Origin of the sequence: Streptomyces sp. NPDC085931, from assembly GCF_044540565.1 — a bacterium.
In the GTDB taxonomy this organism is placed as follows: Bacteria; Actinomycetota; Actinomycetes; order Streptomycetales; family Streptomycetaceae; genus Streptomyces.
In genome coordinates, this window is the sequence record NZ_JBITSK010000005.1 from 215,097 (window position 1) to 240,047 (window position 24,951).

Here is a 24,951-nt window from a genome sequence, read left to right on the forward strand (position 1 = left end):
CGCGCCGACACAACGAGGTTGCCGTACCTATGCGTCACACCGAAGGAGCCCGCGGTGAGTGCTGACCAGACCCAGCTCGCCTTCGACTGGAGCTGTCGGATCATGTCCGACGGGTGTGGTTTTCCGGCACCGGGCCTGCACTCGTTCCTCTTCAAGCCGATCGCCACGGTCGGGGGGTACGAGTTCAACAAGGTGATGCTGCTCGCCATCATCACCACCATCCTCGTCATCGGCTTCTTCTGGGCGGCCTTCGGCAAGGCCAAGGTGGTGCCCGGCAAGCTGCAGATGGTCGGTGAGGCCGGCTACGACTTCGTCCGCCGCGGCATCGTCTACGAGACTCTCGGCAAGAAGGAGGGCGAGAAGTACGTCCCCCTGATGGTCTCGCTGTTCTTCTTCATCTGGATCATGAACATCTGGTCCGTGATCCCGCTGGCGCAGTTCCCGGTGTCGTCGGTCATCGCCTACCCGGCCGTCCTCGCCGCGGTCGTCTACGTGACCTGGGTCTCGCTGACCTTCAAGCGGCACGGCTTCGTCGGGTTCTTCAAGAACATCACCGGCTACGACAAGTCGCTCGGCCCGGTGCTGCCGCTCGTGATGATCATCGAGTTCTTCTCGAACCTGCTCGTCCGGCCGTTCACCCACGCCGTCCGACTGTTCGCGAACATGTTCGCCGGTCACCTGATGCTGGTCATGTTCACCGTCGCCTCCTGGTACCTGCTCAACAGCTGGATGATCCCGGCGGCCGGTATCTCCTTCGTGATGACGATGGCCATGATCGTCTTCGAGCTTTTCGTGCAGGCCGTCCAGGCGTACGTCTTCGTGCTCCTCGCCTGCACGTACATCCAGGGCGCTCTGGCCGAGCACCACTGAGCCCCTCCGCCCCCGCAAGTCCCAAGAACGTCCGGTGGCCAACCCCCGCCGGTCCGTGAAAGAGAAGGAAGATTCAGCATGGCTGCCACTGAGACCCTCGCCGCTGTCTCCGGTTCGCTCGGCTCCATCGGCTATGGCCTCTCCGCCATCGGCCCCGGCATCGGCGTCGGCATCATCTTCGGCAACGGCACCCAGGCCCTGGCCCGTCAGCCCGAGGCCGCCGGCCTGATCCGCGCCAACCAGATCCTGGGCTTCGCCTTCTGTGAGGCGCTCGCCCTCATCGGCATCGTTATGCCGTTCGTGTTCGGTCAGTAATCACCTGCTCACCGACACGTTTCGACGAAAGGCACTGATGTGATCGCCAACCTGGTGCAGCTGGCGGCCGAGGAAGAGCAGAACCCGCTCGTTCCTCCGGGCCCCGAGCTGCTCGTCGGCACCATCGCCTTCGCCATCGTGTTCTTCTTCTTCTGGAAGAAGCTGCTTCCGAACATCAACAAGGTTCTGGAGGAGCGCCGCGCGGCGATCGAAGGCGGTATCGAGGAGGCCGAGACCATGAAGGTCGAGGCCCAGAGCGTCCTTGAGCAGTACAAGGCACAGCTCGCCGAGGCCCGGCACGAGGCCGCGCGTCTGCGCCAGGAGGCGCAGGAGCAGGGTGCCGCCCTCATCGCCGAGATGCGGGCCGAGGGCCAGCGGCAGCGCGAGGAGATCGTCGCCGCCGGTCACGCCCAGATCGAGGCCGACCGCAAGGCCGCCGCGTCCGCGCTGCGCCAGGACGTGGGCAAGCTCGCCACCGACCTGGCGGGCAAGCTCGTCGGCGAGTCCCTCGAGGACCACGCCCGCCAGAGCCGCGTGATCGACCGGTTCCTCGACGAGCTCGAGGAGAAGGCCGAGGCCGGCCGATGAACGGAGCGAGCCGCGAGGCCCTGGCAGCCGCACGTGAGCGTCTCGACGCGCTGACGGACTCCACGTCCGTCGACGCGGGGTCGCTCGCCGGTGAGCTGGCCGCCGTCACCGCGCTGCTCGACCGCGAGGTGTCGCTGCGTCGGGTCCTCACCGACCCGGCGCAGTCCGGCGAGGCCAAGGCCGGGCTGGCCCAGCGCCTGCTCGGCACCCAGGTCAGCGGCCCGGCCGCGGACCTGGTGGCCGGCATGGTGCGCTCCCGCTGGTCGCAGTCGCGCGACCTGGTGGACGCGCTGGAGCAGCTGGCCGACACCGCCGACCTCACCGCCGCGCAGCGGGCCGGCAAGCTCGACGACGTCGAGGACGAGCTGTTCCGGTTCGGCCGGATCGTCTCCGGCAGCACCGAGCTGCGCGCCGCGCTGACCGACCGCAAGGCCACCACCTCCGCCAAGAGCGCGCTGCTGCGCAGCCTGCTGGGCGGCAGGGCGCAGGCGGCCACCGAGCGTCTGGTGACGCGCCTTGTGACCGCGCCGCGGGGACGTAGCCTGGAGTCGGGACTGGAGTCCCTGTCCAAGCTCGCCGCCGACCGGCGGAACCGCATGGTCGCCACCGTGACCTCGGCGGTGCCGCTGAGCGACGCGCAGAAGCAGCGCCTGGGCGCCGCCCTGGCGAAGCTCTACGGCCGCGCGATGCACCTCAACCTGGACGTGGACCCCGAGGTCCTCGGCGGGATCCGGGTGCAGGTCGGCGACGAGGTGATCAACGGCTCCCTCGCGGACCGCATCGAGGACGCCAGCCGCCGGCTCGCCGGCTGAGCAGCAACTCAATAGGCACAACGTACTTACGACGGCCCTGGTTGGGCCGTGCAGAAGAATCCTGGGGGTCGCCCCCAGACCCCCTAAGAAACTTCGGGCCCAACAAGGAGAGCAGGGAACCCAGATGGCGGAGCTCACGATCCGGCCGGAGGAGATCCGGGACGCGCTGGAGAACTTCGTCCAGGCGTACAAGCCGGACGCGGCCTCGCGCGAGGAGGTCGGTACGGTCACCTTTGCCGGCGACGGCATCGCGAAGGTGGAGGGCCTGCCCTCGACCATGGCCAACGAGCTGCTGAAGTTCGAGGACGGCACCCTCGGCCTCGCCCTCAACCTCGAGGAGCGCGAGATCGGTGCCATCGTCCTCGGCGAGTTCAGCGGCGTCGAGGAGGGACAGCCGGTCTCCCGCACCGGTGAGGTTCTCTCCGTCGCGGTGGGCGAGGGCTACCTCGGCCGCGTGGTGGACCCCCTCGGCAACCCGATCGACGGCCTCGGCGAGATCGAGACCGAAGACCGTCGCGCCCTGGAGCTGCAGGCCCCGGGCGTCATGGTCCGCAAGTCGGTGCACGAGCCGATGGAGACGGGCTACAAGGCCGTCGACGCGATGACCCCGATCGGCCGCGGCCAGCGCCAGCTGATCATCGGTGACCGCCAGACCGGCAAGACCGCCCTGGCCGTCGACACGATCATCAACCAGCGCGACAACTGGCGCACGGGCGACCCGAACAAGCAGGTCCGCTGCATCTACGTCGCCATCGGCCAGAAGGGCTCCACCATCGCCGGCGTGCGCGGCGCTCTGGAGGAGGCCGGCGCGCTGGAGTACACGACCATCGTCGCCGCCCCGGCGTCCGACCCGGCCGGCTTCAAGTACCTGGCGCCGTACACCGGTTCGGCCATCGGCCAGCACTGGATGTACCAGGGCAAGCACGTCCTGATCATCTTCGACGACCTGTCGAAGCAGGCCGACGCCTACCGCGCCGTGTCGCTGCTGCTGCGCCGCCCACCGGGCCGCGAGGCCTACCCGGGTGACGTCTTCTACCTGCACTCCCGTCTGCTGGAGCGCTGCGCCAAGCTCTCCGACGAGATGGGCGCCGGTTCGATGACCGGTCTGCCGATCGTCGAGACCAAGGCCAACGACGTCTCGGCGTTCATCCCGACCAACGTCATCTCCATCACCGACGGCCAGTGCTTCCTGGAGTCGGACCTGTTCAACGCCGGTCAGCGCCCCGCGCTGAACGTCGGTATCTCCGTCTCCCGAGTCGGTGGTTCCGCGCAGCACAAGGCGATGAAGCAGGTCTCTGGCCGCCTGCGCGTGGACCTCGCCCAGTTCCGTGAGCTGGAGGCGTTCGCCGCCTTCGGTTCCGACCTGGACGCCGCGTCGAAGGCGCAGCTGGAGCGCGGTCAGCGCATGGTCGAGCTGCTGAAGCAGCCGCAGTACCAGCCGATGGCCACCGAGGACCAGGTCGTCTCCGTCTGGGCCGGCACCACCGGCAAGATGGACGACGTCCCCGTCGCCGACATCCGCCGCTTCGAGAAGGAGCTGCTGGAGTACCTGCACCGCAAGGAGCAGGGCCTGATGACCTCCATCCGTGAGGGCGGCAAGATGTCCGACGACACCCTGCAGGCCGTCGCCGACGCCATCGCGGAGTTCAAGAAGCAGTTCGAGACCTCCGACGGCAAGCTGCTCGGCGAGGACGCCCCGGCTGCCGGCAAGTGACGACGGAAGGGACCTGACTCATGGGAGCCCAGCTCCGGGTCTACAAGCGTCGCATCCGATCCGTCACCGCGACCAAGAAGATCACCAAGGCGATGGAGATGATCGCCGCCTCGCGCGTCGTCAAGGCGCAGCGCAAGGTGGCGGCCTCCACCCCGTACGCGACCGAGCTCACCCGGGCGGTCACGGCGGTCGCCACCGGTAGCAACACCAAGCACCCGCTGACGACCGAGCCGGAGAACCCGACCCGCGCCGCGGTCCTGCTCCTCACGAGCGACCGCGGTCTGGCCGGCGCCTTCAACTCCAACGCCATCAAGGCCGCGGAGAAGCTCACGGCGAAGCTGGAGGCCGAGGGCAAGGAGGTCGTCAACTTCATCGTCGGCCGCCGTGGTGTCGCCCACTACAACTTCCGCGAGCGCAAGATCGCGGAGTCGTTCACGGGCTTCACCGACGACCCGTCGTACGCGGACGCCAAGAAGGTCGCGGCACCGCTGATCGAGGCCATCGAGACGGAGACGGCCGAGGGCGGCGTGGACGAGCTCCACATCGTCTACACCGAGTTCGTGTCGATGATGACGCAGACGGCGATCGAGGCGCGGCTGCTGCCGCTCAGCCTCGACGAGGTCGAGGCGGAGGCCAAGCCCAAGGGCGAGATCCTCCCGCTGTTCGACTTCGAGCCCTCGGCGGAGGACGTCCTGGACGCCCTGCTGCCGCGTTACGTGGAGAGCCGCATCTACAACGCGCTGCTCCAGTCGGCCGCCTCCAAGCACGCCGCCACGCGGCGCGCGATGAAGTCGGCCACCGACAACGCCGGCGAGCTCATCGAGACGCTCACCCGGCTTGCCAACCAGGCCCGCCAGGCCGAAATCACCCAGGAAATCAGCGAGATCGTCGGTGGCGCCAGTGCCCTGGCCGACGCGACCGCGGGGAGTGACTGACAAATGACCACCACTGTTGAGCCGACCGCTCCTGCTGGCGTGGCCACTGGCCGCGTCGCGCGGGTCATCGGCCCGGTCGTCGACGTGGAGTTCCCCGTCGACGCGATGCCGGAGATCTACAACGCCCTGCACGTCGAGGTCGCCGACCCGGCGCTGGCGGGCGAGAAGAAGACGCTGACCCTGGAGGTCGCCCAGCACCTGGGTGACGGCCTGGTCCGCGCCATCTCCATGCAGCCCACCGACGGCCTGGTCCGCCAGGCCCCGGTCGTCGACACCGGCGAGGGCATCACCGTCCCGGTCGGCGACTTCACCAAGGGCAAGGTGTTCAACACCCTCGGCGAGGTGCTGAACAGCGACGAGGTCCACACGGGCGAGCGCTGGTCCATCCACCGCAAGGCCCCCGCGTTCGACCAGCTCGAGTCGAAGACCGAGATGTTCGAGACGGGCCTGAAGGTCGTCGACCTGCTCACCCCGTACGTCAAGGGCGGCAAGATCGGTCTGTTCGGTGGTGCCGGTGTCGGCAAGACCGTGCTGATCCAGGAAATGATCATGCGTGTCGCCAACCTCCACGAGGGCGTCTCCGTCTTCGCGGGCGTCGGTGAGCGCACCCGTGAGGGCAACGACCTCATCGCGGAGATGGAAGAGTCCGGCGTTCTGGACAAGACCGCCCTGGTCTTCGGCCAGATGGACGAGCCCCCGGGCACCCGTCTGCGCGTGGCCCTGGCCGGCCTGACGATGGCGGAGTACTTCCGCGACGTCCAGAAGCAGGACGTGCTGTTCTTCATCGACAACATCTTCCGCTTCACCCAGGCCGGTTCCGAGGTGTCGACCCTGCTCGGCCGTATGCCCTCCGCGGTGGGCTACCAGCCGAACCTGGCCGACGAGATGGGCATCCTCCAGGAGCGCATCACCTCGACCCGTGGTCACTCGATCACCTCGATGCAGGCGATCTACGTCCCCGCGGACGACCTGACCGACCCGGCCCCGGCCACCACCTTCGCCCACCTCGACGCGACGACGGTGCTCTCCCGTCCGATCTCCGAGAAGGGCATCTACCCGGCCGTGGACCCGCTGGACTCGACGTCCCGCATCCTCGACCCGCGGTACATCTCGGCGGACCACTACAACGCCGCGATGCGCGTGAAGAACATCCTGCAGAAGTACAAGGACCTGCAGGACATCATCGCGATCCTCGGTATCGACGAGCTCGGCGAGGAGGACAAGCTCGTCGTCCACCGTGCCCGTCGCGTGGAGCGCTTCCTGTCCCAGAACACCCACGCCGCCAAGCAGTTCACCGGCGTGGACGGTTCGGACGTGCCGCTGGACGAGTCGATCGCCGCGTTCAACGCGATCTGCGACGGCGAGTACGACCACTTCCCGGAGCAGGCGTTCTTCATGTGCGGTGGTCTCGAGGACCTGAAGAAGAACGCGAAGGAGCTGGGCGTCTCCTGAGCCTCGTGCTCGTGTGAGAGCCGTGTGCTCACGGCGGAGGGGGCGGGGAACGTCCCGCCCCCTTCGTCACGCCCCTTAGACTTGTAACCAACACCCGGCACTCCCGCCGGGTGGTGACCCGAGGAGCCACCTTGGCTGCTGAGCTGCACGTCGCGCTGGTCGCGGCCGACCGTGAGGTCTGGTCCGGCCAGGCCACCCTGGTCGTCGCGCGCACCACGTCCGGCGACATCGGCGTCATGCCCGGTCACCAGCCGCTGCTCGGTGTGCTGGAGTCGGGCCCGGTGACCATCCGCACGAGCGACCGCGGGACGGTCGTCGCCGCGGTGCACGGCGGATTCATCTCGTTCGCCGACGACAAGCTGTCGCTGCTGGCGGAGGTCGCCGAGCTGTCGGACGAGATCGACGTCCAGCGCGCGGAGCGGGAACTGGAGCGCGCGAAGGCGGAGGACGACGCGGAGGCCCAGCGCCGCGCGGACGTCCGGCTGCGGGCTGCGACGGCGGCGCGCTGATCCCGCCCGCCGTGTGAAGACGTCACTCAGCCGCGGCTGGGTACCGGAGAGATCCGGACCCGGCCGCGGCTGAGGCGGATGTGGGTGTTTTTACGTTCCGTTACCTAGGAGACGAGGAGGTCGGTGTCGATGGTCCTCGCTCTGACTGTGTGCGGAATCGTGGTGGGCCTCGTGGTGGTGGCCCTGTTCGTCTTCGGTCTGCGCCGCCGGCTGATCCAGCGTTCGGGCGGCACGTTCGACGCCAGCCTGCGCTGGGACGTCGCGGAGCAGGGCGATGCCAGCGGCAAGGGCTGGGCGTACGGGGTGGCCCGGTACAACGGTGACCGCGTCGAGTGGTTCCGCGTCTTCTCGTACTCGCCGCGGCCGCGCCGCGTGCTGGAGCGGTCCGCGATCGAGGTGGCCGGGCGCCGGGTCCCGGAGGGCGAGGAGGAGCTGGCGCTCCTCTCCGACCATGTGATCCTGGCCTGTCTGCACCGGGGCACGCGTCTGGAGCTCGCGATGAGCGAAGACGCGCTGACCGGTTTCCTCGCGTGGCTCGAGGCAGCCCCGCCCGGACAGCGGGTGAACGTGGCGTAGCCACGTTCACCCGCTGGGTGGGGGTCCCCCCGGACGAAGTCCGGGGGGAGCGTCAATGTCGCCTAGGGCCTGTGGCCCTTGGAACTTTTCTTTGAAGCGGTCTACTTCAGACCGCTGTCGATCGCGGTCGCCAGTTCTCCGTTCGCGGTGTCACCGCTGAACTCCCAGAAGAACGCGCCGCCCAGGCCCTGGTTCTTGGCCCAGCTCATCTTGCCCGCGATGGTCGCCGGGGTGTCGTACGACCACCAGTTGCTGCCGCAGTGGGCGTACGCCGTGCCGGCGATGGTGCCGGTGGCCGGGCAGGAGTTCTTCAGGATCTTGTAGTCCTCGATGCCGGCCTCGTAGGTGCCGGGAGCCGCGCCGGTCGCCGAGCCGCCCGGGGCGGACTGGGTGACGCCGGTCCAGCCGCGGCCGTAGAAGCCGATGCCGAGCAGCAGCTTCTTGGCGGGGACGCCCTTGGCCTTGAGCTTGGCGATGGCGTCGGCCGAGTTGAAGCCGTCCTGCGGGATGCCCGGGTACGAGGTGAGCGGGGAGTGCGGGGCGGTCGGGCCGTCCTTGTCGAAGGCGCCGAAGTAGTCGTAGGTCATCACGTTGTACCAGTCGAGGTACTGGGCGGCACCGCCGTAGTCGGCCGCGTCGATCTTGCCGCCGGAGGAGCCGTCGGCGGTGATGGCCGCGGTGACCAGATAGTCGGGACCGAACTCGTTGCGCAGGGCCTGGGAGAGGGTCTTGAAGGCCGCCGGACCGGACGTGTCACAGGTCAGGCCGCAGGCGTTGGGGTACTCCCAGTCGATGTCGATGCCGTCGAAGACGTCGGCCCAGCGCGGGTCCTCCACGACGGCCTTGCAGGACTTGGCGAACGCGGCGGCGTTCTGCGCGGCCTGGCCGAAGCCGCCGGAGTAGGTCCAGCCGCCGAAGGAGTACAGCACCTTGATGTGCGGGTACTTGGCCTTCAGCTGGCGCAGCTGGTTGAAGTTGCCGCGCAGCGGCTGGTCCCACGTGTCGGCGGTGCCGCTGACGGACTGGTCGGCGGTGTACGCCTTGTCGTAGGCGGCGTAGGTGTCGTCGACGGTGCACTGACCGTTCTTGACGTTGCCGAACGCGTAGTTGATGTGGGTGATCTTCGACGCGGTGCCCGACGTCACGAGGTTCTTGACGTGGTAGTTGCGGCCGTAGACGCCCCACTCGGTGAAGTAGCCGAGCTTGACCTTGTCGCCGGTGGGCGGGGGCTCGGTGGTGCCGCCGGTGGTGCGGACGCGGACGGAGCCGCTGACCGGGCCGGTCTGGTCGGCGGTGTCCCGCGCCTGCACGGAGTAGGAGTAGTCCGTGCCCTTGGTCAGGCCGGTGTCCGTGTACGAGGTGCTCGTCACGGTGGCGACCTTGGCGCCGTCGCGCAGGACGTCGTAGTTCTTGACGCCCTTGTCGTCGGTGGCGGCGGACCAGCTCAGCTTCACCGAGGTGTCGGTGATGCCGGAGGCGGTCGGGGTGCCGGGGGCGCTCGGCGCGCTGTCGCCGGGCTCGGTGGTGCCGCCGTCGCAGCTGCCGCCGTTGAGCTTGCAGTTGGCGGGGGAGCCGGAGCCGGAGCCGTTGAAGCCGAACGTGATGGAGGCCCCGGGGGCGAGGGTGCCGTTCCAGGACTTGTTCTTCGCGGTCCAGTGGGTGCCGGAGGAGGTGACGTCGGCGTCCCACGCGGAGGTGACGGAGGTACCGGAGGGGAAGTCCCACTCGACGGTCCAGGAGCTGAGGGTGGTGGTGCCGGTGTTCTTCACCGTCCACTTGCCCTCGAAGCCGGAGCCCCAGTCCTGGGTCTTGGCGTAGGTCGCGGTGGCGGACGTCGCTGCCTGGGCCGGGCTCGCCAGGCCGACGAGGCCGGCGAAGGGGAGCAACAGGGTCGCGAACCCTGCCGCGGCTCTGTGTCTGAAGCGCATGCTGCGCCTCCCTTGATGGAGTTGTGGGGGGCGTGACTGAGCCTCACGCCACACATGGTGCGGTGAGAATAGAAAGGTCTGGACCACCGGTCAATAGGTCTGGACCACCCCGGACCGCTGTGCCCGGCGCCGGATCAGATCCCCAACTCCTGCGCGAGCACCGCCGCTTGCACCCGGCTGCGCAGCTCCAGCTTCGCCAGCAGACGGCTGACGTGCGTCTTCACCGTCGCTTCCGCCATGTCGAGGCGCTCGGCGATGCCCGCGTTGGACAGCCCCTCGCCCAGGCAGGACAGCACCTCGCGCTCACGGCGGGTCAGCCGCTCCAGCACCGCCGGGTCGGCCGCGGGCTCCCGGGCCGGCTTCGCGGCGAACTCCGCGATCAGCCGCCGGGTGACCGCCGGGGCGATCAGCCCCTCCCCGCGCGCCACCGTCCGCACCGCCTCCAGCAGGTCCTTGGCCTCGGTGTTCTTCAGCAGGAACCCGGACGCGCCCGCGCGCAGTGCCCCGAAGACGTACGCGTCCAAGTCGAAGGTGGTCAGCACCAGCACGTCCGCGAGCCCTTCGGCGACGACCTGCCGGGTGGCCGACACCCCGTCCAGCCGGGGCATCTGAACGTCCATCAGCACCAGGTCGGGCCGCAGCTCGCGGGCCAGCGCCACCGCCTGCTCGCCGTCCGATGCCTCGCCGGCCACCTCGATGTCGGGCGCGCTGCGCAGGATGAGGACCAGGCCTGCGCGGACGGCCGACTGGTCCTCGGCGACCAGGACGCGGATCATGCGGTGTCTCCTTCGGCGGTGTCGCTGACGGGCAGGGTGGCGCGGACGGCCCAGATCCTGCCGTCCGGCGAGTCCTCTGGGCCGGCCTCGAAGGTGCCGTCCAGCAGTGCGGCCCGCTCGCGCATGCCGACCAGACCGGCGCCCGAGCCGGGGGCCGTGGGCCCGTCGCGGTCGCCGTAGGGGCTGGTCACCGCCACCGTCAGGACCCCGTCGCAGCGGGCGAGGGACACGGCGACCCGGCCGGCGCCGGCGTGCTTGAGGGCGTTGGTGAGCGACTCCTGGACGATGCGGTAGGCGGCCAGCTCCACCGGCGCGGGGACCGCGCCCCGGGCCGCTTCGAGGTCCGCGTCGAGGGTGACGTCGAGGCCGTTGGTGCGGGCGTTGTCCACCAGGGCGCCCAGGCCGTCGAGGGTGGGGGCGGCGACCGGTTCGGTGTCGCCGCTGGAGTCGCGCAGGATCCCGATGAGTCGCCGCATCTCCGCGAGCCCCTCGACGCTGTTCTCGCGGATGACCACCAGCGCCTCCTGCGAGGTCCTGGGGTCCTGGAGGGAGAGGGCGGCCGTGGAGTGGATGGCGATCGCCGAGAGGTGGTTGGCGACCATGTCGTGCAGTTCGCGGGCCATCCGGGCCCGTTCGGCCGTGACGGCCTGGGCGCGGTCCATCTCGGCGAGCAGCGCGGTCTGTTCGGCGCGCAGCCGGGCCGCCTCGGCGGCGTCGCGGTGGTTGCGGACGATCAGGCCGGTGGCGGCTGGCCCGAAGCTGACCAGACCGGTGAGCACGCCGATGAGCAGCGCCTCGGGCTCGCGCCAGACCGCGAAGGGCACCACGGTCCCGGCCACCGTGAGCAGCCCGGTGATCCGCGGGATGCGGTGCGCCGTGGCGGGCGGCCCGTACAGGACGGCCGCGTACATCAGGTCGGTGTACATCAGGATCGTGACCAGGTTGCCCTGGGTGACGAGGTCCAGCACCAGCGCGGGCGTGCCGATCAGCAGGGCGGCGCGGGGCGCGCTGCGGCGCAGCAGCTCGCAGCCCGCCATCACCACCAGCGGCAGCAGCAGGGGCCAGCGCCCGGGCAGGAGCACGTACGGCTCGGTCGCCGAGCGGGTGGCCAGGCCAACGGCCCACAGGAGCAGCCCGCCGAGCAGACCGCCCAGCGCGACGTGGACGTCGAAGCGGCGGAGGCGGGGGAGTCGTACGGCCATGGCACCATCCAACACGCCCGCCGCGCCCGGCGCCTGCTCCCCGCGAAGGGTCCTGGGCTGCATCTTTCGATGTACCGGGGGTTCGTCACTCGCGACGACGATTCCGGCCGCGCCGCCCGGGAGCCTGGAGGGGTGACCGAGAGGAGCGAACCGTGATCGTCGCCTTGATCGCCGCCTGTGAGATCGGCTTCTGGGTGCTGCTGGCGGCCGGACTGGCCTTCCGCTACGTGCTGCGCATGCCGCGGACGGGGCTGGCGCTGCTGCTGTGCGAGCCGCTGCTGGAGGTCGTCCTCCTGGTCGCCACCGCGCTGGACCTGAAGAGCGGCGCGGAGCCCGACTGGACCCACGGGCTGGCCGCGCTGTACATCGGCTACACCGTCGGCCACGGCCACCGCACCGTGAAGTGGCTCGACGGGCACGCGGCCCACCGCTTCGGCGGGGCGCCGCCGCCGCGGAAGCCGCCGCAGTACGGCATGGCCCGGGCCCGGCACGAGGGCCGGGTCTGGATGGGCACGGTGCTGGGCGCCGCCGTCGCGACCGCGCTCCTGCAGCTCGCCATCTGGTACGTGGACGACCCGAGCCGCGTGACCTCCCTGGAGAGCTGGCGGCACGTGGCCTGGCGTGCGGCCGGGATCCACGGACTGGTCGCGCTGAGCTATCTGGTCTGGCCGCGCAAGGCCCCCGCGGGTGAGCCGGAGTCGGTCACCGATCCGAAAGAAAGGCTCCACCGCTGAGCACCGCCGACGGCCTCGGGCTCACCGCGCGAGCAGGCCCTAGCGCTCCCCGCCGGGGACCCACAGCACGTCTCCGGTCTCCTTGTTCGCGGTCCTCGCCAGGATGAACAGGAGGTCGGAGAGGCGGTTGAGGTAGGTCGCCGTGAGGGGGTTCATCGTGTCGGCGTGGGCCTCCAGGGCCGCCCAGGTCGAGCGTTCCGCGCGGCGGACCACCGTGCAGGCCTGGTGCAGCAGGGCCGCGCCCGCCGTACCGCCCGGGAGGATGAAGGAGCGGAGCTTGTCCAGCCGCTCGTTGAAGCGGTCGCAGTCCGCCTCCAGCCGGTCGATGTAGAACTGCTCGACCCGCAGCGGCGGGTACTCCGGGTTCTCCACGACCGGCGTCGACAGGTCCGCACCCACGTCGAACAGGTCGTTCTGCACGCGGGTGAGGACCTGCACGACCTCCTCGTCCAGGCCGCCCAGCGCGATCGCCGTGCCGATCACGGCGTTCGCCTCGTTGGCGTCGGCGTACGCCGAGATCCGCAGGTCCGTTTTGGCGACCCGGCTCATGTCGCCGAGGGCGGTCGTGCCCTGGTCACCGGTCCTGGTGTAGATGCGCGTCAGATTGACCATGCGGCCAGCGTAGTTACGCCCCGGCCGATCGGAACACGCGTGTGCCCACCGTCACGGACAGCACGGTCAGGCCGACGGCCACCAGGACCCCGTAGAGCATGTCGGCCGTGGCGTAACTGCCGACGTAGGCGTCGCGCACCGCGTCCACCAGATAGCGGAACGGCATCAGGTGCGACAGGACGTCCAGCCATGCCGGGCCCAGGGACATCGGCAGCATCAGGCCGGACAGCAGCATCGAGGGCATCGTCAGCGCGTTCACCGCCGGGCCGAACCCCTGCGGGGTGCTCAGCCGCATCGCCAGCGCGTACGACAGCGCGGACAGCGACACGGTGAGCAGCGCGACGAAGCCGAAGCCGATCAGCACGCCGGCGAGCGGCGCCCGCAGGCCCATCGCCACCGCCGCCAGCACCAGCAGCACCGCCTGGAAGACGAAGACGGTGGCTTCCCGCAGCACCCGTCCGAGCAGCAGGGCCAGCCGGCTGACCGGGGTCACCCGCATCCGCTCGACCACCCCCTGCCCCTTCTCCAGGATGATCGTGAAGCCCGCGAACGAGGCCCCGAACAACCCCAGTTGGAGCAGCAGCCCGGGGACCAGCACCTGCCAGGAGCTGCCCGGCTCACCGAGCGGCAGCCCGGTCAGCAGCGGACCGAAGAACAGCAGGTACAGCAGCGGCATCAGCACGCCGAAGAGGAGCGCGAAGCGCGAGCGCAGGGACTGGCGGAGATAGCGGCCGTAGACGAGGGCCGTGTCGTGGAGCAGCATCGGTGACCTCCTAGACGGCGACGGGGGCGGTGTCGGCGGGCGTGGCGCTGCGGCCGGTGACGGCGAGGAACGTGTCGTGCAGCGAGGCGTCGAGCGAGCCGCCGTAGCGCAGCTTCAGCGCGCTCGGGGTGCCCTCGGCGGCGACCACGCCCCGGTCGACGATCACCAGCCGGTCGGAGAGGGCGTCGGCCTCGTCGAGGTAGTGGGTGGTCAGGAACACGGTCGTGCCGTGCTCGTCGCGCAGCCGCCGCACCAGGTCCCACAGGCCGGCGCGGCTGCCCGGGTCGAGCCCGGTCGTCGGCTCGTCCAGGAACAGCACCTTCGGGCGGTGGGTGAGCGCCATCGCGATGTCCAGCCGCCGCCGCTGGCCGCCGGACAGCGCGCCGCACCTGCGGTCGAGCAGTTCGGCCAGGCCCAGCTCACCGGCCAGTTCCCCGGCGCGCTCGGCGGCCCGCCCGCGGCTCAGCCGGTACAGACGCCCCTGGGTGATCAGCTCCTCGCGCACGCTGATCTGCGGATCGACGCCGCCGGACTGGGCCACGTAACCGCAGACCCGGCGCACTCCCGCCGGGTCGGTCGCCAGGTCGTGGCCCGCGACGGTGGCGGCGCCGCCGGTCGGCTCCAGCAGGGTGGTCAGCATCCGCAGGGTCGTCGTCTTGCCGGCGCCGTTCGGGCCGAGGAAGCCGAGGATCTCGCCCTCGCGGACGGTCAGATCGATGCCGCGCACGGCCTCGACGGGGCCGCGCCTGGTGTGGAAGGTACGGGCCAGACCGGCCGTACTGATGATTGCCATGCCGCCCAGAAAAACAGAGTCTCTTAAATTTTGCAATGCCCCCAAGATTTGGCAGTCCCCAAGGAAGGCTAGGATGCGGGCATGGCTGAGGGGCTCAGGGAACGGAAGAAGCGCGAGACCAGGCAGCGCATCTCCGACATCGCCACCGGGCTGTTCCTGGAGCGTGGGTTCATGAGCGTGACCATGGCGGACGTGGCGGAGGCGGCCGACGTCTCCGTGAACACCGTCTACAACTACTTCCCGGCGAAGGAGGACCTCTTCTTCGACCGCTCCGAGGGGGTCGTCGACCGCCTCTCCCGCTGGGTGCGCGGCCGCGACACCGGGGAGTCGGCCGCCCGGGCGGTGCTGCGGGAACTGCGCGCCGAGGTCGAGGCCGTCTCCCCCCGGCTGGGTCTCATCGAGGGCTACGACCGCTTCATGCGGTGCATCGAGGAGGCGCCCCCGCTCCGCTCCCGGCTGTGGCGCATCCAGCAGGAGGTCCAGGAGAACCTGGAGGCGACCCTGCGCGAGGAGACCCGCGCCGCCGCCGGCGACCCGCTGCCGGGGCTGATCGCCGGTCAGATCTGCTGGGTCCACGGCACCCTCTTCGCCTCGATCGGCCGTGAGATGGCCCGGGGGCGCAATCCGGGCGAAGTGTCCCGGGAGATGCTCGGACTCCTCGACGACATCGAGGGCCTGTTGAGCGAGCAGGTGCTCAACTACGCCGTCCGTGGCGCGGAATGACCCTCGCCGGTGTGATGTCCGTCATGTGAGACGTGACGCGCATTACTTACTGGTCACACGGGCCCTCACGACCGCTAGTGTCCGCCGGAGAGGCAGACACAAGCAGCGCGTCAGGGGAGTCGCACAGTGGCACGGAAGCTCGCCGTCATCGGAGCCGGCCTCATGGGATCCGGCATCGCCCAGGTCTCCGCACAGGCGGGCTGGGACGTCGTCCTGCGTGACGTCACCGACGAGGCGCTGACGCGGGGCACCGACGGCATCAAGGCGTCGTACGACAAGTTCGTCGCCAAGGGCAGGCTGGAGGCGCACGACGCCGACGCCGCGCTCGCCCGCATCACCGCGACCACCGACCTGGACGCCGCGGCCGACGCGGACGTCGTCGTCGAGGCCGTGTTCGAGAAGCTGGAAGTCAAGCACGAGATCTTCCGCGCGCTCGACAAGATCGTGAAGGACGAGGCGATCCTCGCCTCCAACACCTCCGCCATCCCGATCACCAAGATCGCGGCCGCGACGGAGCGTCCCGAGCGGGTCGTCGGCACGCACTTCTTCTCGCCGGTGCCGATGATGCAGCTGTGCGAACTCGTCCGCGGCCACAAGACCAGCGACGAAACCCTCGCCACCGCCCGCGCGTTCGCCGAGTCGGTCGGCAAGACCTGCATCGTCGTCAACCGCGACGTCGCCGGGTTCGTGACGACCCGTCTCATCTGCGCGCTGGTGGTCGAGGCCGCGAAGCTGCAGGAGTCCGGAGTGGCCAGCGCCGAGGACATCGACCTGGCCTGCAAGCTGGGCTTCGGCCACGCCATGGGACCGCTGGCCACGGCGGACCTGACGGGCGTCGACATCCTGCTGCACGCCACGGACAACATCTACACCGAGTCCCAGGACGAGAAGTTCGCGGCTCCCGAGTCGATGCGCCGGATGGTTGACGCCGGTGACATCGGACGCAAGAGCGGGCAGGGCTTCTACAAGCACTGAAACCGCACATGCCCCGGGGGCATCACACCCCCGGGTGAATTCGGTCTCGGTTCGCTTACAGGAAGCAACCTCTGACTCCTCCACACAGTCAGAGGTTGCATCACCCAAAACCAGAACGCGGAGCACGATTCGCACGCACGGGGAGCGCATATGCACATCAGGGGCGACCACGCCGAGCTGGTCGTCGGGGGCCGCCTCGACGTCCGGAGCGCGGCGGACGCCCGTACGGTCCTGCACTCGGCCGTCGACGACGGCGTCGGCGACCTCGTGCTCGACCTGTCCGAACTGGACTCCTGGGACGCCACCGGCCTGGGCGTGATCATGGGTGCCCACCGGCGGGCCGGCCGCTGCGGCCGGCGCCTGGTGCTGCGCGGGGTACCGCCGCAGATGCAGCGCCTGCTGGTGGCCACCCGCCTGCACCGGATCCTGGCGATCGAGGGGGGCATCGGGGTGGAGACACTGCCCCGCGTGTGACCCCGCGTACGGGTGTGAACCGGGCGACCGGGGAGACCCGGACGGACGTCGTCGAACCGTGCGACGCGCACAATCCTCACGAGACCGTGACGTTACGGACGGCGCGGTACCCCGGACTGTCGTAGATACTGTGCGAAGGTTTAAGGTTCGGCTGCCCGCTGCCTTGTCACCCTTCGAGCGGGCCCGGACCAGAAGCGACAGCGCGGTGTGCAGCAAGGCCGGGAGGGGCTTTCACAGCACACACCCGCTTTTGGGGGGCTTGACCTATGGACCCGAACACCCGGGGACCCGAGGAGTACGGCCACGAAGGCGACGGCCAGGGGCCGCGCCAGCGCCCGCCCCGGGAATCCCTCACACCCGACTTCGCACAGCACGCGCCCGCGCTCGCCCGCACGGTGCAGCTCGTCTCCGGCGACTTCCTGCTGACGGTCAACCCCGTCGACGGCAGCGAGATAGAAGTCTGCCCGCCCGCCGAACGGCCCGCCCGGCCCGTGAAGCTCACCGCGGCCGAGCGCGCCGAGGCCGAGCGCGCGGCCCGCCCGCCCGCCCCGGCCGGCCCCGCACAGCCCGCCCTGCCGCTGCTCGCCCGGCAGGACGAGCGCGAGCAGCTGGTGCGCCTGCTCGCCCGCGGCCGCTCCGTCCGCCTCACCGGCCCGGCCGGCTCCGGCCGCACGCGGCTGCTCGACCTCGTCGCGGAGGACTGCGCGGACCTCGCCCCCGACGGGGTGGTCCGCCTCAACGGCTTCGGCCGCGGCTCGGCGGACCTGCTGTACGACCTGTTCCACGCCGTGTACAGCGCCCCCCTGCACCGCCCGGACCGGGACGAACTGCTCACCCACCTCGGGGAGATCGGCGCCGTCGTCGTCCTGGACGACCTGCAGTTCGGCGGAGCCGCGCTCGACGAGCTGCTGGACGCCACCCCCGAGTGCGCCTTCCTGCTCGGCGCCACCCCGGACGTGCCCGCCCCGTCCGCCGCGGCCGCGATCGAGGAGGTCGTCCTCGGCGGCCTGGAGCGGGCGGACGGACTCGATCTGCTGGAGCACGCCGTCGGCCGGCCCCTCACCGAGGAGGAGTCCAACTGGGCGGGCGACCTCTGGTTCGAGTCCGAGGGCCTGCCGCTGCGCTTCGTCCAGGCCGGTGCCCTGCTGCGGCAGCGCGACCGGCTGCGCGCCGGCGCCGGCGCCGTCGACGAGTTCGGCGTCTTCGAGGACGCCCCGCCGGCCGACGCCGCGGACGCCTACGACCTGGGGGACGACGTACCGCTGCCCTCGCTGGGCGAGGCCGCCGCGCCCGCGCCGCTGCTCGCCTCCCGGCTGAGCGCCTCCGCGCGGGCCACCCTGCGCTTCGCCGTCGCCCTCGACGGCGAGATCCCGCACCAGGCGCATCTGCCCGCCCTCGTCGGCGACACCCACGCGGACGCCGCCCTCGGCGAACTGGCCTCCTGCGGACTGGTCTCCGCGGTCGGCTCCCGCTACCGGCTCGCCGCGGGCGTCCCCGCCCAGCTGGAGGCCGCCGGGTACGCCGACGAGGCCGAGGCCCGGGCCCGCAGCGCCGCCCAGCACTACTCCTGGTGGGCCGGGCACCCCTCGGTCACCCCCGAGCGCGTGTGCGCCGAGGCGGACGCGCTCCTCGCCGCCCTCACCGTGCTCGGGCCGCTCACCACCCCGGCCGCCGAGGGCGAGGAGAGCGCGGCCGTGCACCTGGCCCGCACCGCCGCGCCCGCGTTCGCCGCCGGACTGCACTGGAGCGCCTGGGAGCGGACCCTGCGGGCCGGCGCCGAGGCCGCCCGGTCGGCCGGAGAGGTGGCCGAGGAGGCCTACTTCCACCACGAGCTCGGCGTCCTCGCCCTGTGCGGCGGCAGCCTCGACCGGGCCCGCAGCGAGCTGGAGGCCTCCATCGGCCTGCGCGGCGCCCTGTCCGACAAGCGCGGCACGGTCGCGGGCCGGCGTGCCCTCGCCCTGGTCGCCGACCGCGCGGGCACGCCGATCGCGCTGGGGCCCACCGCGGCCGAGGAGGTGCCCGACGCCCGGTACGAGGAGTCGGCGTCGCCCTCCGCCGGCGTTCCGGCCGCCTTCCCGACGCTCCAGCCGCCCACGACCCCGGCCCTGGTCACCCACCGCAGTGCGCCCGCGCCCTCGCGCAAGGCCCGGGGCGGGCTCAAGGGACTGGCCCGGCGCAACCTCGTGGCCGCCGGCGCGGGTGCCCTGCTCGTCGCCGTGCTCGGCACGGTCGTGACGCTCGGCGCCACCTCCGACAACGAGCCGAACACGCCGTCCGACCAGGTCGGCGTCAACCCCTCGGCCAGCCAGGGCGCGGGTGACGGCAGCCTGGGCGCCGACCCCGCGGCCAACGAAGGCGACAGCGGCCCCGGCGCACCCACCAGCCGCCCGACCGACCCGGGCCCGGACGGCACCCTCGGCACGTCCGACGATCCGACCCCGACCGGCTCCCCGAGCGGCTCGGCGGACCCCAGCGGCTCCGCCTCGCCGTCGGATTCGCCGTCGTCCTCCAGGCCCCCGTCCTCGTCCAGGCCGCCGTCCTCGTCGAAGCCGCCGACGACGTCCAAGCCGCCGACGACGTCCAAGCCGCCCACGTCGGAGCCGCCGACCTCCGAGCCGCCCACGTCGGAGCCCCCGACCTCCGACCCGCCGTCCTCGCCGTCCACGTCGGACTCGGCGAGCGGCCCGGCCTCCAGCGCCCCCGCCAGCACCTCGGCGAGCGCGCCGGAGAGCGGCCCGGGGGCGCCGAGCGGCTCCCCGTCGGTGATCTGACGCCTCGGCACACGAACGGGGCCGGGTCCGCGCGGCGGACCCGGCCCCGTTCGTCGTGGACGGCGGTCAGAACAGGCGCAGCTTGTCGTCCTCGATGCCGCGCAGGGCGTCGTAGTCGAGGACCTGGCAGCCGATGCCCCGGTCGGTCGCGAGGACGCGGGCCTGGGGCTTGATCTCCTGGGCCGCGAAGATGCCGCGGACCGGGGCGAGACGGGGATCGCGGTTGAGCAGCTCCAGATAGCGCGTCAGCTGCTCCACGCCGTCGATCTCGCCGCGCCGCTTGATCTCCACCGCGACGGTCTTCCCGTCGGCGTCCCGGCACAGGATGTCCACCGGGCCGATGGCCGTCGGGTACTCGCGGCGGATGAGCGTGTAGCCCTCGCCGAGTGTCTCGATGCGGTCGGCGAGCAGCTCCTGCAGGTGCGCTTCCACGCCGTCCTTGATCAGGCCCGGATCGACGCCCAGTTCGTGCGAGGAGTCGTGGAGGACTTCCTCCATCGTGATGATGAGCTTCTCGCCCGCCTTGTTGATGACGGTCCAGACGCCCTCATCCTCGCCGGTGCCCTCCTTCAGCGTGCAGGGCGGCGACATCCAGTTCAGGGGCTTGTAGGCCCGGTCGTCGGCGTGGATCGAGACGCTGCCGTCCGCCTTCACCAGGATCAGGCGCGGGGCCGAGGGAAGGTGGGCGGTGAGCCGCCCGGCGTAGTCCACGGAGCAGCGGGCAATGACGAGACGCATGGTCGGCAACGCTACTCGACGGGCGTGGGTCCACGCGATTCGCCCTGGAAAACACGTGTTCGGTAATGGCCGATTGTGTGCACGGTGTGCTCAGTGGGAGTGTCTCATCTGCGCATTTTCCTGGTGCCGCCCCCAGCCGTTGCTTACCGTATGAACGGGAGGTCGCGGTGCGTGTACGCAGCGTGTCCGGTATCGCGCTCTCCCTCATCTGTCAGGCAACCCCTGCTCCTTGGGGGTGCGAGAGGAGAACTCATGTCGCTCGACGTCTCACCGGCCCTACTCGAACAGGCCGAGCGAGGCGAGGTCGACGAAGCGGAATTCGTCGACTGCGTCCGGACCTCCCTGCCCTATGCGTGGGAGATGATCAGCTCCCTGGTGGCCCAGCTGAAGGTGGACGGCGGCGCTTTCGCCGACAACCAGACGCCCCCGCCGGACGAGCAGGCACGCGGTCAGCTGCTGCGTGCACTTGCGAGTGACGCGATACGCGGCGCGCTGCAACGGCACTTCGGTGTTCGCCTGGCCTTCCAGAACTGCCACCGGGTGGCCGTGTTCCCGCTTGACTCCTCGGTCGACGAGACGCTGACCCGCTTCACCTCGGTCCGCAGTCAGGTGCTGAACCAGTCGCCCGAGTTCCGGGACTGCTGACGCGGCGCCGCTTGCTTGCCGCTCCGTACGCGGGAGGTGCAGTTCTGTACCGGAGCGGCAAGCCCCCAGGAAGTCACCGCCCGCTCAGACCAGTTGGGGGAGCACCTCGGCCCCCAGCCGCCGTACGTTCTCCTCGGTCGCCGCCAGGTCCCCGGAGCCCTCGACGAGCAGCGCGAAGCGGGAGATGCCGGTCCGCTCGCTGGTCGCCGCCAGCCGGTCGGCGCACAGCCGCGGCGTACCCACCGGGTGCAGCCCGCAGAGCAGTTCGGTGTACGCCAGCGGGTCGCGCATCCGGCGCGTGCGCCCGTCGACCGTGACATGCGCCTGAAGGCCCTGCTTCAGCCAGCCCGGCATCGCCTTCAGCAGCGTCTCCGCCGCGTCGGCCCTGCGGTCCGCGATCTGGCAGACACCGGCCGAGACATGGGACGCGCCGTGGATCTCCTCGGCCGGCCGCCCGGACGCCCGCGCGTGCTGCCGCCACAGGGCGACCATCTCCGCCTTCTCCTCGTCCCCCACGTGCATCCCGAGGAGCATCGACAGCCCGCGCTCGGCCGCCAGCCGCACGCTCGCCGGGGACGTGCACGCCACGACCAGCTCGGGGCCCGCCACCTCGGTGAGCGCCTCCGACGGCCGGGGCACCACCGGGACTTCACGGAAGCGGAAGCGCTCCCCGTCGGCCGCCACGGACGGCTCGCGCAGCCACCGCCGCAGGACGTCCAGGGACTCGGGGAACCCCTTCTCGTAGGCCTCCAGGCCCGCGCCGAACACCTCCAGGTCGACCCACGGGCCGCCGCGCCCGACACCGAGCGTGAAACGGCCGCCGCTCGTGTGGTGCAGCAGCGCCGCCTGCTCGCCGAGGGCCACGGGGTGGACGGTGGGCAGCACGCTGACCGCCGTACCGACCCGGATGCGGCGGGTGCGGCCCAGCAGGAAGGCGGCCAGGGTGATCGCCGACGGGCATGTGCCGTACGGCACGAAGTGGTGCTCGGCCAGCCAGACCGTGTCGAGCCCGGCCTCCTCGGCCACCTCGGCCGAGCGGACCGCGCGGTGCAGCGCCTCTCCCTCGCCCTGACCGGGGAACTGGGCTGCCAACACGAAACTTCCAACGCGCATTGCTTTCCTGCTTCCTTGGCTCCGACACGGAGCTCCCCCACAGGGCATAACCGTCTGACACGTGCCGAGGACACGGCCGGTCGGGGCATTTTGCGGATTGTCTGCAGAATGCGGCGCTCCGCGAGGAATCCCGGGGGAGAGCCGGGCCGGTCCCCGCGGGCGGGCCCGGGGAGCCCGCCTCGCCCGGGAGGGACTTGTGGGGATTGGTGCCTGTACGCGTACCCCGCCCAGCGCCGCGTAGGCTGGACACGGCCCGCTTCCTGTATAGCCCCGAGAGGTGTCCCGTGTCCCCGCGTCGCAACCGACCCAAGGGCGCCGGATCGTCCGGCCGGACTTTTGAGGACGACAGCGGCCGCTACGGCGGCTGGCAGTCCTCGGAGCCCTGGCGGGGCGAGAACTGGAGCGTGCGGCACGTGGCCGGCGCCAGCGCGCAGGGCAAGTCGTACCGCTGCCCCGGCTGCGACCAGATGATCCCCGACGGGGTGCCGCACGTGGTGGCCTGGGCCGAGCACGCGGGCGTCGACGACAGACGGCACTGGCACAAGGCCTGCTGGAACGCGCGGGACCGCCGCACCCCGGGGGTGCAGCGGTCCCGTAACGCGCCGAGGTTCTGAGCCGGCTCAGACGTCCCGCTTCTCCAGCAGCGCGAAGGCGGCGGCGAAGGCGACGGCCGTGACGCCGAGCATGATCCACAGCGGGTCCCAGCCGGACGGGCCGGACGTGCTGAGGGAGTTGGCGTAGAAGACGCTGAGCTGGTTCGGGATCGAGTACTCGAACAGCGCGTCCCGCACGCCCTGCAGCGACTCCGAGAACATGAACAGCGCGATCACCAGGGGGGCCAGGACGGCGCCGATCATGATGGTGATCGCGCCCGCCGAGTGCCGGATGATGGAGCCGACGGCCAGCGAGAGCAGGCCCAGCAGCGCGATGTAGGCGGCGATGCCGACCGTGGCCTTCAGCCACTCGCCGCCCGAGGGGGACCTGGCGCCGTCGCCCTCCAGCATCGCCACGTGCAGGACGGCCACGAGGGACGTCGACACCAGCGTCACGACGAACGCGACCAGGAAGAACACCACGGCCTTGGCCGCCAGCACCCGGCCGCGGCTCGGGCAGGCGACCATCGTGGTGCGGATCATGCCCGTGCCGTACTCCGAGGCCGTGGTCAGCACGCCCAGCGTGATGATGCACATGCTGCCCAGCAGCAGCCCGAAGAAGCCCAGGCCGAGCGGGCTCTCGCCGCCCAGGGCCGGGTCGGACTCGGCCACCACGACGCCGGTCAGCGTGCCGATGCCGAGGACGAGCAGGACGAACACGCCGAGCGTCCACAGGGTGGAGCGCACCGACCGGATCTTCGTCCACTCGGACGCGATGGCGTTCCCCAGGTGCGTGCGCACGACCGGGATCGGCGAGGTGTAGCCGGACGGGAACGAGGTGCCGGGCGCCGCCTGCCAGGCGGGCGCGGCCTGCGGCATCTGGGGCTGGGGGCTGCTCATCGGGCGTCCTCGGGCTTGGTCAGGTCGGCGGTCGGGGCGGCGGGGGCGGACGGGGCGGCGGCCGGCTGGGGCGCGGGCGCCTCGGGCGCCGCGGGCTCCTGCGGTGCGGACGCGGCGCCGGCGGCGGGGGCCTGCCCCGCGGGGGCCTGCGGCGCGGGCTGCGCGGGCGCGGCGGCCGGCCGGTCGGCCCCGCCCTGCGCGGCTGGCCGCGGGGCGCCCTGGGGCGCGTTCTGCGGCGCCGGGGGCGTCTGGGGCGCGGGCTGGGCGTAGGGGTTGGGGCCGCCCGGCCCGGAGGGGCCCTGGGCGGCGCCGTACGGTCCCGCCGGGGCCGGACCGGGCGCGCCCTGCGGCGGCATCGGGAACGGCTGCCCGCCCTGCTGGGGCGGCGGCGGGGCGTACCAGCCGGGCTGGCCCTGGCCGGGCACCGGCATCGGCGGCTGCACACCGGGCGGCAGCGGCTGCTGCAGGCCTTCCTTCTGGTCGATGGTGGAGCGGTAGTCGACCGCGCCCTGCGTCATCCGCATGTACGCCTCCTCCAGCGAGGCCTGGTGCGGCGACAGCTCCCACAGCCGGACGTCGGCGTCGTGCGCGATGTCGCTGATGCGCGGCAGCGGCAGGCCCGTGACGCGCAGCGCGCCGTCCAGCTCCGGCAGCACGTGCCCGCCCGCCTCGGTGAGCGCCGACGACAGCTTCTCCCGCTGCTGCGGCTCGGAGTCCGGCGTGCGCACCCGCGCGAAGTCCGCGGAGTTCGCCGAGATGAAGTCCGTGACGCTCATGTCGGCGAGCAGCTGGCCGCGCCCGATGACGATGAGGTGGTCGGCGGTCAGGGCCATTTCGCTCATCAGGTGGGAGGAGACGAAGACCGTCCGGCCCTCCGCGGCGAGCGCCTTCATCAGGTTCCGCACCCACAGGATGCCCTCGGGGTCGAGACCGTTGACCGGCTCGTCGAACAGCAGCACCTGCGGGTCGCCGAGCAGCGCCGCGGCGATGCCGAGCCGCTGCCCCATGCCGAGCGAGAAGCCCTTGGACCGCCGCTTGGCCACGTCCTGCAGACCGACCACCCCGAGCACCTCGTCCACCCGCCGGGCCGGGATGCCCGACAGCTGGGCCAGGGAGAGCAGGTGGTTGCGGGCGGAGCGGCCGCCGTGCACGGCCTTGGCGTCCAGCAGGGCACCGACCTGGCGGGCGGCGTTGGGCAGCTTGCGGTACGGATAACCGCCGATCGTCACCCGCCCGGCCGTCGGGTTGTCCAGGCCGAGGATCATCCGCATCGTCGTCGACTTGCCCGAACCGTTCGGCCCGAGGAAGCCCGTGACGGCGCCCGGCCGCACCTGGAAGGAAAGGTTGTACACAGCGGTCTTGTCGCCGTAGCGCTTCGTCAGGCCGACTGCTTCGATCATGCTCCGCACCCATCGCAAGGTTCAGGACAGCGGGGCACAC

26 protein-coding genes are annotated in these 24,951 nt (G+C 71.2%); 16 read left to right on the plus strand and 10 right to left on the minus strand.

The annotated features are described in order from the left end of the window. Window positions 1–102 precede the first annotated feature (102 nt). The 9 genes from atpB to ACIGAN_RS12220 all read left to right on the plus strand — a co-directional run bounded on the left by atpB (window position 103) and on the right by ACIGAN_RS12220 (window position 7,771). Window positions 103–870: a F0F1 ATP synthase subunit A gene (atpB, locus tag ACIGAN_RS12180; protein WP_094055975.1), complete on the plus strand. Its 768-nt coding sequence runs from the start codon at window positions 103–105 to the stop codon at window positions 868–870. A gap of 78 nt (window positions 871–948) precedes the next feature. Continuing rightward, window positions 949–1,185 (plus strand): ATP synthase subunit C, encoded by a 237-nt coding sequence (locus ACIGAN_RS12185; RefSeq protein WP_010040161.1) that lies wholly within the window; start codon window positions 949–951, stop codon window positions 1,183–1,185. Between the two features lie 39 nt (window positions 1,186–1,224). Continuing rightward, window positions 1,225–1,773 (plus strand): F0F1 ATP synthase subunit B, encoded by a 549-nt coding sequence (locus ACIGAN_RS12190; RefSeq protein ID WP_031117488.1) that lies wholly within the window; start codon window positions 1,225–1,227, stop codon window positions 1,771–1,773. Then, on the plus strand, window positions 1,770–2,585 hold the full coding sequence (locus ACIGAN_RS12195) for a F0F1 ATP synthase subunit delta (protein WP_365087518.1): 816 nt from the start codon (window positions 1,770–1,772) through the stop codon (window positions 2,583–2,585). Before ACIGAN_RS12190 ends, ACIGAN_RS12195 begins: the two co-directional genes overlap by 4 nt. Window positions 2,586–2,709: 124 nt before the next feature. After that, complete coding sequence (gene atpA, locus ACIGAN_RS12200; protein WP_365087516.1) at window positions 2,710–4,299, plus strand: F0F1 ATP synthase subunit alpha; 1,590 nt, start codon at window positions 2,710–2,712, stop codon at window positions 4,297–4,299. A 20-nt stretch (window positions 4,300–4,319) separates the two neighbouring features. Then, window positions 4,320–5,234: a F0F1 ATP synthase subunit gamma gene (locus ACIGAN_RS12205; protein WP_365087514.1), complete on the plus strand. Its 915-nt coding sequence runs from the start codon at window positions 4,320–4,322 to the stop codon at window positions 5,232–5,234. Window positions 5,235–5,237: 3 nt separating this feature from the next. Beyond that, window positions 5,238–6,686, plus strand: a complete 1,449-nt coding sequence (gene atpD / locus ACIGAN_RS12210; RefSeq protein WP_365087512.1) for a F0F1 ATP synthase subunit beta — start codon at window positions 5,238–5,240, stop codon at window positions 6,684–6,686. 131 nt (window positions 6,687–6,817) lie between these two features. Beyond that, complete coding sequence (locus ACIGAN_RS12215; protein WP_399857003.1) at window positions 6,818–7,195, plus strand: F0F1 ATP synthase subunit epsilon; 378 nt, start codon at window positions 6,818–6,820, stop codon at window positions 7,193–7,195. Between the two features lie 129 nt (window positions 7,196–7,324). Next, entirely contained in the window at window positions 7,325–7,771 is a 447-nt protein-coding gene (locus ACIGAN_RS12220; RefSeq protein WP_365087510.1) for a DUF2550 domain-containing protein, read from the plus strand. 101 nt (window positions 7,772–7,872) lie between these two features. Here ACIGAN_RS12220 and ACIGAN_RS12225 read toward each other — a convergent pair whose 3' ends face one another. The 3 genes from ACIGAN_RS12225 to ACIGAN_RS12235 form a co-directional block, all read right to left on the minus strand. Beyond that, window positions 7,873–9,699, minus strand: coding sequence for a glycoside hydrolase family 18 chitinase (locus ACIGAN_RS12225; protein ID WP_365738649.1), 1,827 nt, complete (start codon window positions 9,697–9,699; stop codon window positions 7,873–7,875). 134 nt (window positions 9,700–9,833) lie between these two features. Continuing rightward, the gene (locus ACIGAN_RS12230) at window positions 9,834–10,475 is read right to left on the minus strand and encodes a response regulator (protein WP_399857005.1); all 642 of its coding nucleotides are present in this window, start codon (window positions 10,473–10,475) and stop codon (window positions 9,834–9,836) included. Beyond that, window positions 10,472–11,677, minus strand: coding sequence for a sensor histidine kinase (locus tag ACIGAN_RS12235; protein WP_399857007.1), 1,206 nt, complete (start codon window positions 11,675–11,677; stop codon window positions 10,472–10,474). The genes ACIGAN_RS12230 and ACIGAN_RS12235 overlap by 4 nt, the downstream gene beginning before the upstream one ends. A gap of 152 nt (window positions 11,678–11,829) precedes the next feature. On the opposite strand from ACIGAN_RS12235, the gene ACIGAN_RS12240 reads away from it, so the two are divergent. Next, window positions 11,830–12,411: a hypothetical protein gene (locus tag ACIGAN_RS12240; protein ID WP_399857009.1), complete on the plus strand. Its 582-nt coding sequence runs from the start codon at window positions 11,830–11,832 to the stop codon at window positions 12,409–12,411. A 39-nt stretch (window positions 12,412–12,450) separates the two neighbouring features. Here ACIGAN_RS12240 and ACIGAN_RS12245 read toward each other — a convergent pair whose 3' ends face one another. From ACIGAN_RS12245 to ACIGAN_RS12255, 3 genes are read right to left on the minus strand one after another with little or no spacing between them, the layout of a single operon-like run. Further along, entirely contained in the window at window positions 12,451–13,023 is a 573-nt protein-coding gene (locus ACIGAN_RS12245) for a cob(I)yrinic acid a,c-diamide adenosyltransferase (RefSeq protein ID WP_399857011.1), read from the minus strand. A 13-nt stretch (window positions 13,024–13,036) separates the two neighbouring features. Then, window positions 13,037–13,786 (minus strand): ABC transporter permease, encoded by a 750-nt coding sequence (locus ACIGAN_RS12250; RefSeq protein ID WP_365745160.1) that lies wholly within the window; start codon window positions 13,784–13,786, stop codon window positions 13,037–13,039. A 10-nt stretch (window positions 13,787–13,796) separates the two neighbouring features. Next, window positions 13,797–14,579, minus strand: coding sequence for an ABC transporter ATP-binding protein (locus ACIGAN_RS12255; RefSeq protein WP_399857013.1), 783 nt, complete (start codon window positions 14,577–14,579; stop codon window positions 13,797–13,799). Window positions 14,580–14,660: 81 nt separating this feature from the next. On the opposite strand from ACIGAN_RS12255, the gene ACIGAN_RS12260 reads away from it, so the two are divergent. The 4 genes from ACIGAN_RS12260 to ACIGAN_RS12275 all read left to right on the plus strand — a co-directional run bounded on the left by ACIGAN_RS12260 (window position 14,661) and on the right by ACIGAN_RS12275 (window position 19,522). After that, entirely contained in the window at window positions 14,661–15,302 is a 642-nt protein-coding gene (locus ACIGAN_RS12260) for a TetR/AcrR family transcriptional regulator (RefSeq protein ID WP_365087494.1), read from the plus strand. 126 nt (window positions 15,303–15,428) lie between these two features. After that, window positions 15,429–16,277: a 3-hydroxyacyl-CoA dehydrogenase family protein gene (locus ACIGAN_RS12265; RefSeq protein ID WP_365087492.1), complete on the plus strand. Its 849-nt coding sequence runs from the start codon at window positions 15,429–15,431 to the stop codon at window positions 16,275–16,277. A gap of 150 nt (window positions 16,278–16,427) precedes the next feature. Continuing rightward, window positions 16,428–16,751, plus strand: a complete 324-nt coding sequence (locus ACIGAN_RS12270) for an STAS domain-containing protein (protein ID WP_003993003.1) — start codon at window positions 16,428–16,430, stop codon at window positions 16,749–16,751. A 266-nt stretch (window positions 16,752–17,017) separates the two neighbouring features. Beyond that, window positions 17,018–19,522, plus strand: a complete 2,505-nt coding sequence (locus tag ACIGAN_RS12275; protein WP_399857016.1) for an ATP-binding protein — start codon at window positions 17,018–17,020, stop codon at window positions 19,520–19,522. Between the two features lie 66 nt (window positions 19,523–19,588). On the opposite strand, the gene nucS is transcribed toward ACIGAN_RS12275, so the two are convergent. Then, window positions 19,589–20,260 carry an endonuclease NucS gene (gene nucS, locus ACIGAN_RS12280; protein ID WP_365099908.1) on the minus strand — a complete coding sequence of 224 codons (672 nt, stop codon included), beginning with the start codon at window positions 20,258–20,260 and terminating at the stop codon, window positions 19,589–19,591. A 252-nt stretch (window positions 20,261–20,512) separates the two neighbouring features. Between nucS and ACIGAN_RS12285 the strand changes: the two genes are divergently transcribed. Beyond that, window positions 20,513–20,905, plus strand: coding sequence for an SCO5389 family protein (locus ACIGAN_RS12285; protein WP_311679350.1), 393 nt, complete (start codon window positions 20,513–20,515; stop codon window positions 20,903–20,905). Window positions 20,906–20,989: 84 nt separating this feature from the next. Here the strand turns inward: ACIGAN_RS12285 and ACIGAN_RS12290 are convergent, their stop codons facing one another. Next, window positions 20,990–22,018 (minus strand): LLM class flavin-dependent oxidoreductase, encoded by a 1,029-nt coding sequence (locus ACIGAN_RS12290; protein WP_399857018.1) that lies wholly within the window; start codon window positions 22,016–22,018, stop codon window positions 20,990–20,992. 284 nt (window positions 22,019–22,302) lie between these two features. Here ACIGAN_RS12290 and ACIGAN_RS12295 point away from each other — a divergent pair, with 284 nt between their 5' ends. Further along, window positions 22,303–22,632 (plus strand): ATP/GTP-binding protein, encoded by a 330-nt coding sequence (locus ACIGAN_RS12295; protein WP_365745172.1) that lies wholly within the window; start codon window positions 22,303–22,305, stop codon window positions 22,630–22,632. A gap of 6 nt (window positions 22,633–22,638) precedes the next feature. On the opposite strand, the gene ACIGAN_RS12300 is transcribed toward ACIGAN_RS12295, so the two are convergent. Together ACIGAN_RS12300 and ACIGAN_RS12305 are read right to left on the minus strand one after the other, a co-directional pair. After that, entirely contained in the window at window positions 22,639–23,511 is an 873-nt protein-coding gene (locus ACIGAN_RS12300; RefSeq protein ID WP_365745174.1) for an ABC transporter permease subunit, read from the minus strand. Beyond that, on the minus strand, window positions 23,508–24,911 hold the full coding sequence (locus tag ACIGAN_RS12305; protein ID WP_399857021.1) for an ABC transporter ATP-binding protein: 1,404 nt from the start codon (window positions 24,909–24,911) through the stop codon (window positions 23,508–23,510). The genes ACIGAN_RS12300 and ACIGAN_RS12305 overlap by 4 nt, the downstream gene beginning before the upstream one ends. Between the last annotated feature and the right edge of the window lie 40 nt (window positions 24,912–24,951).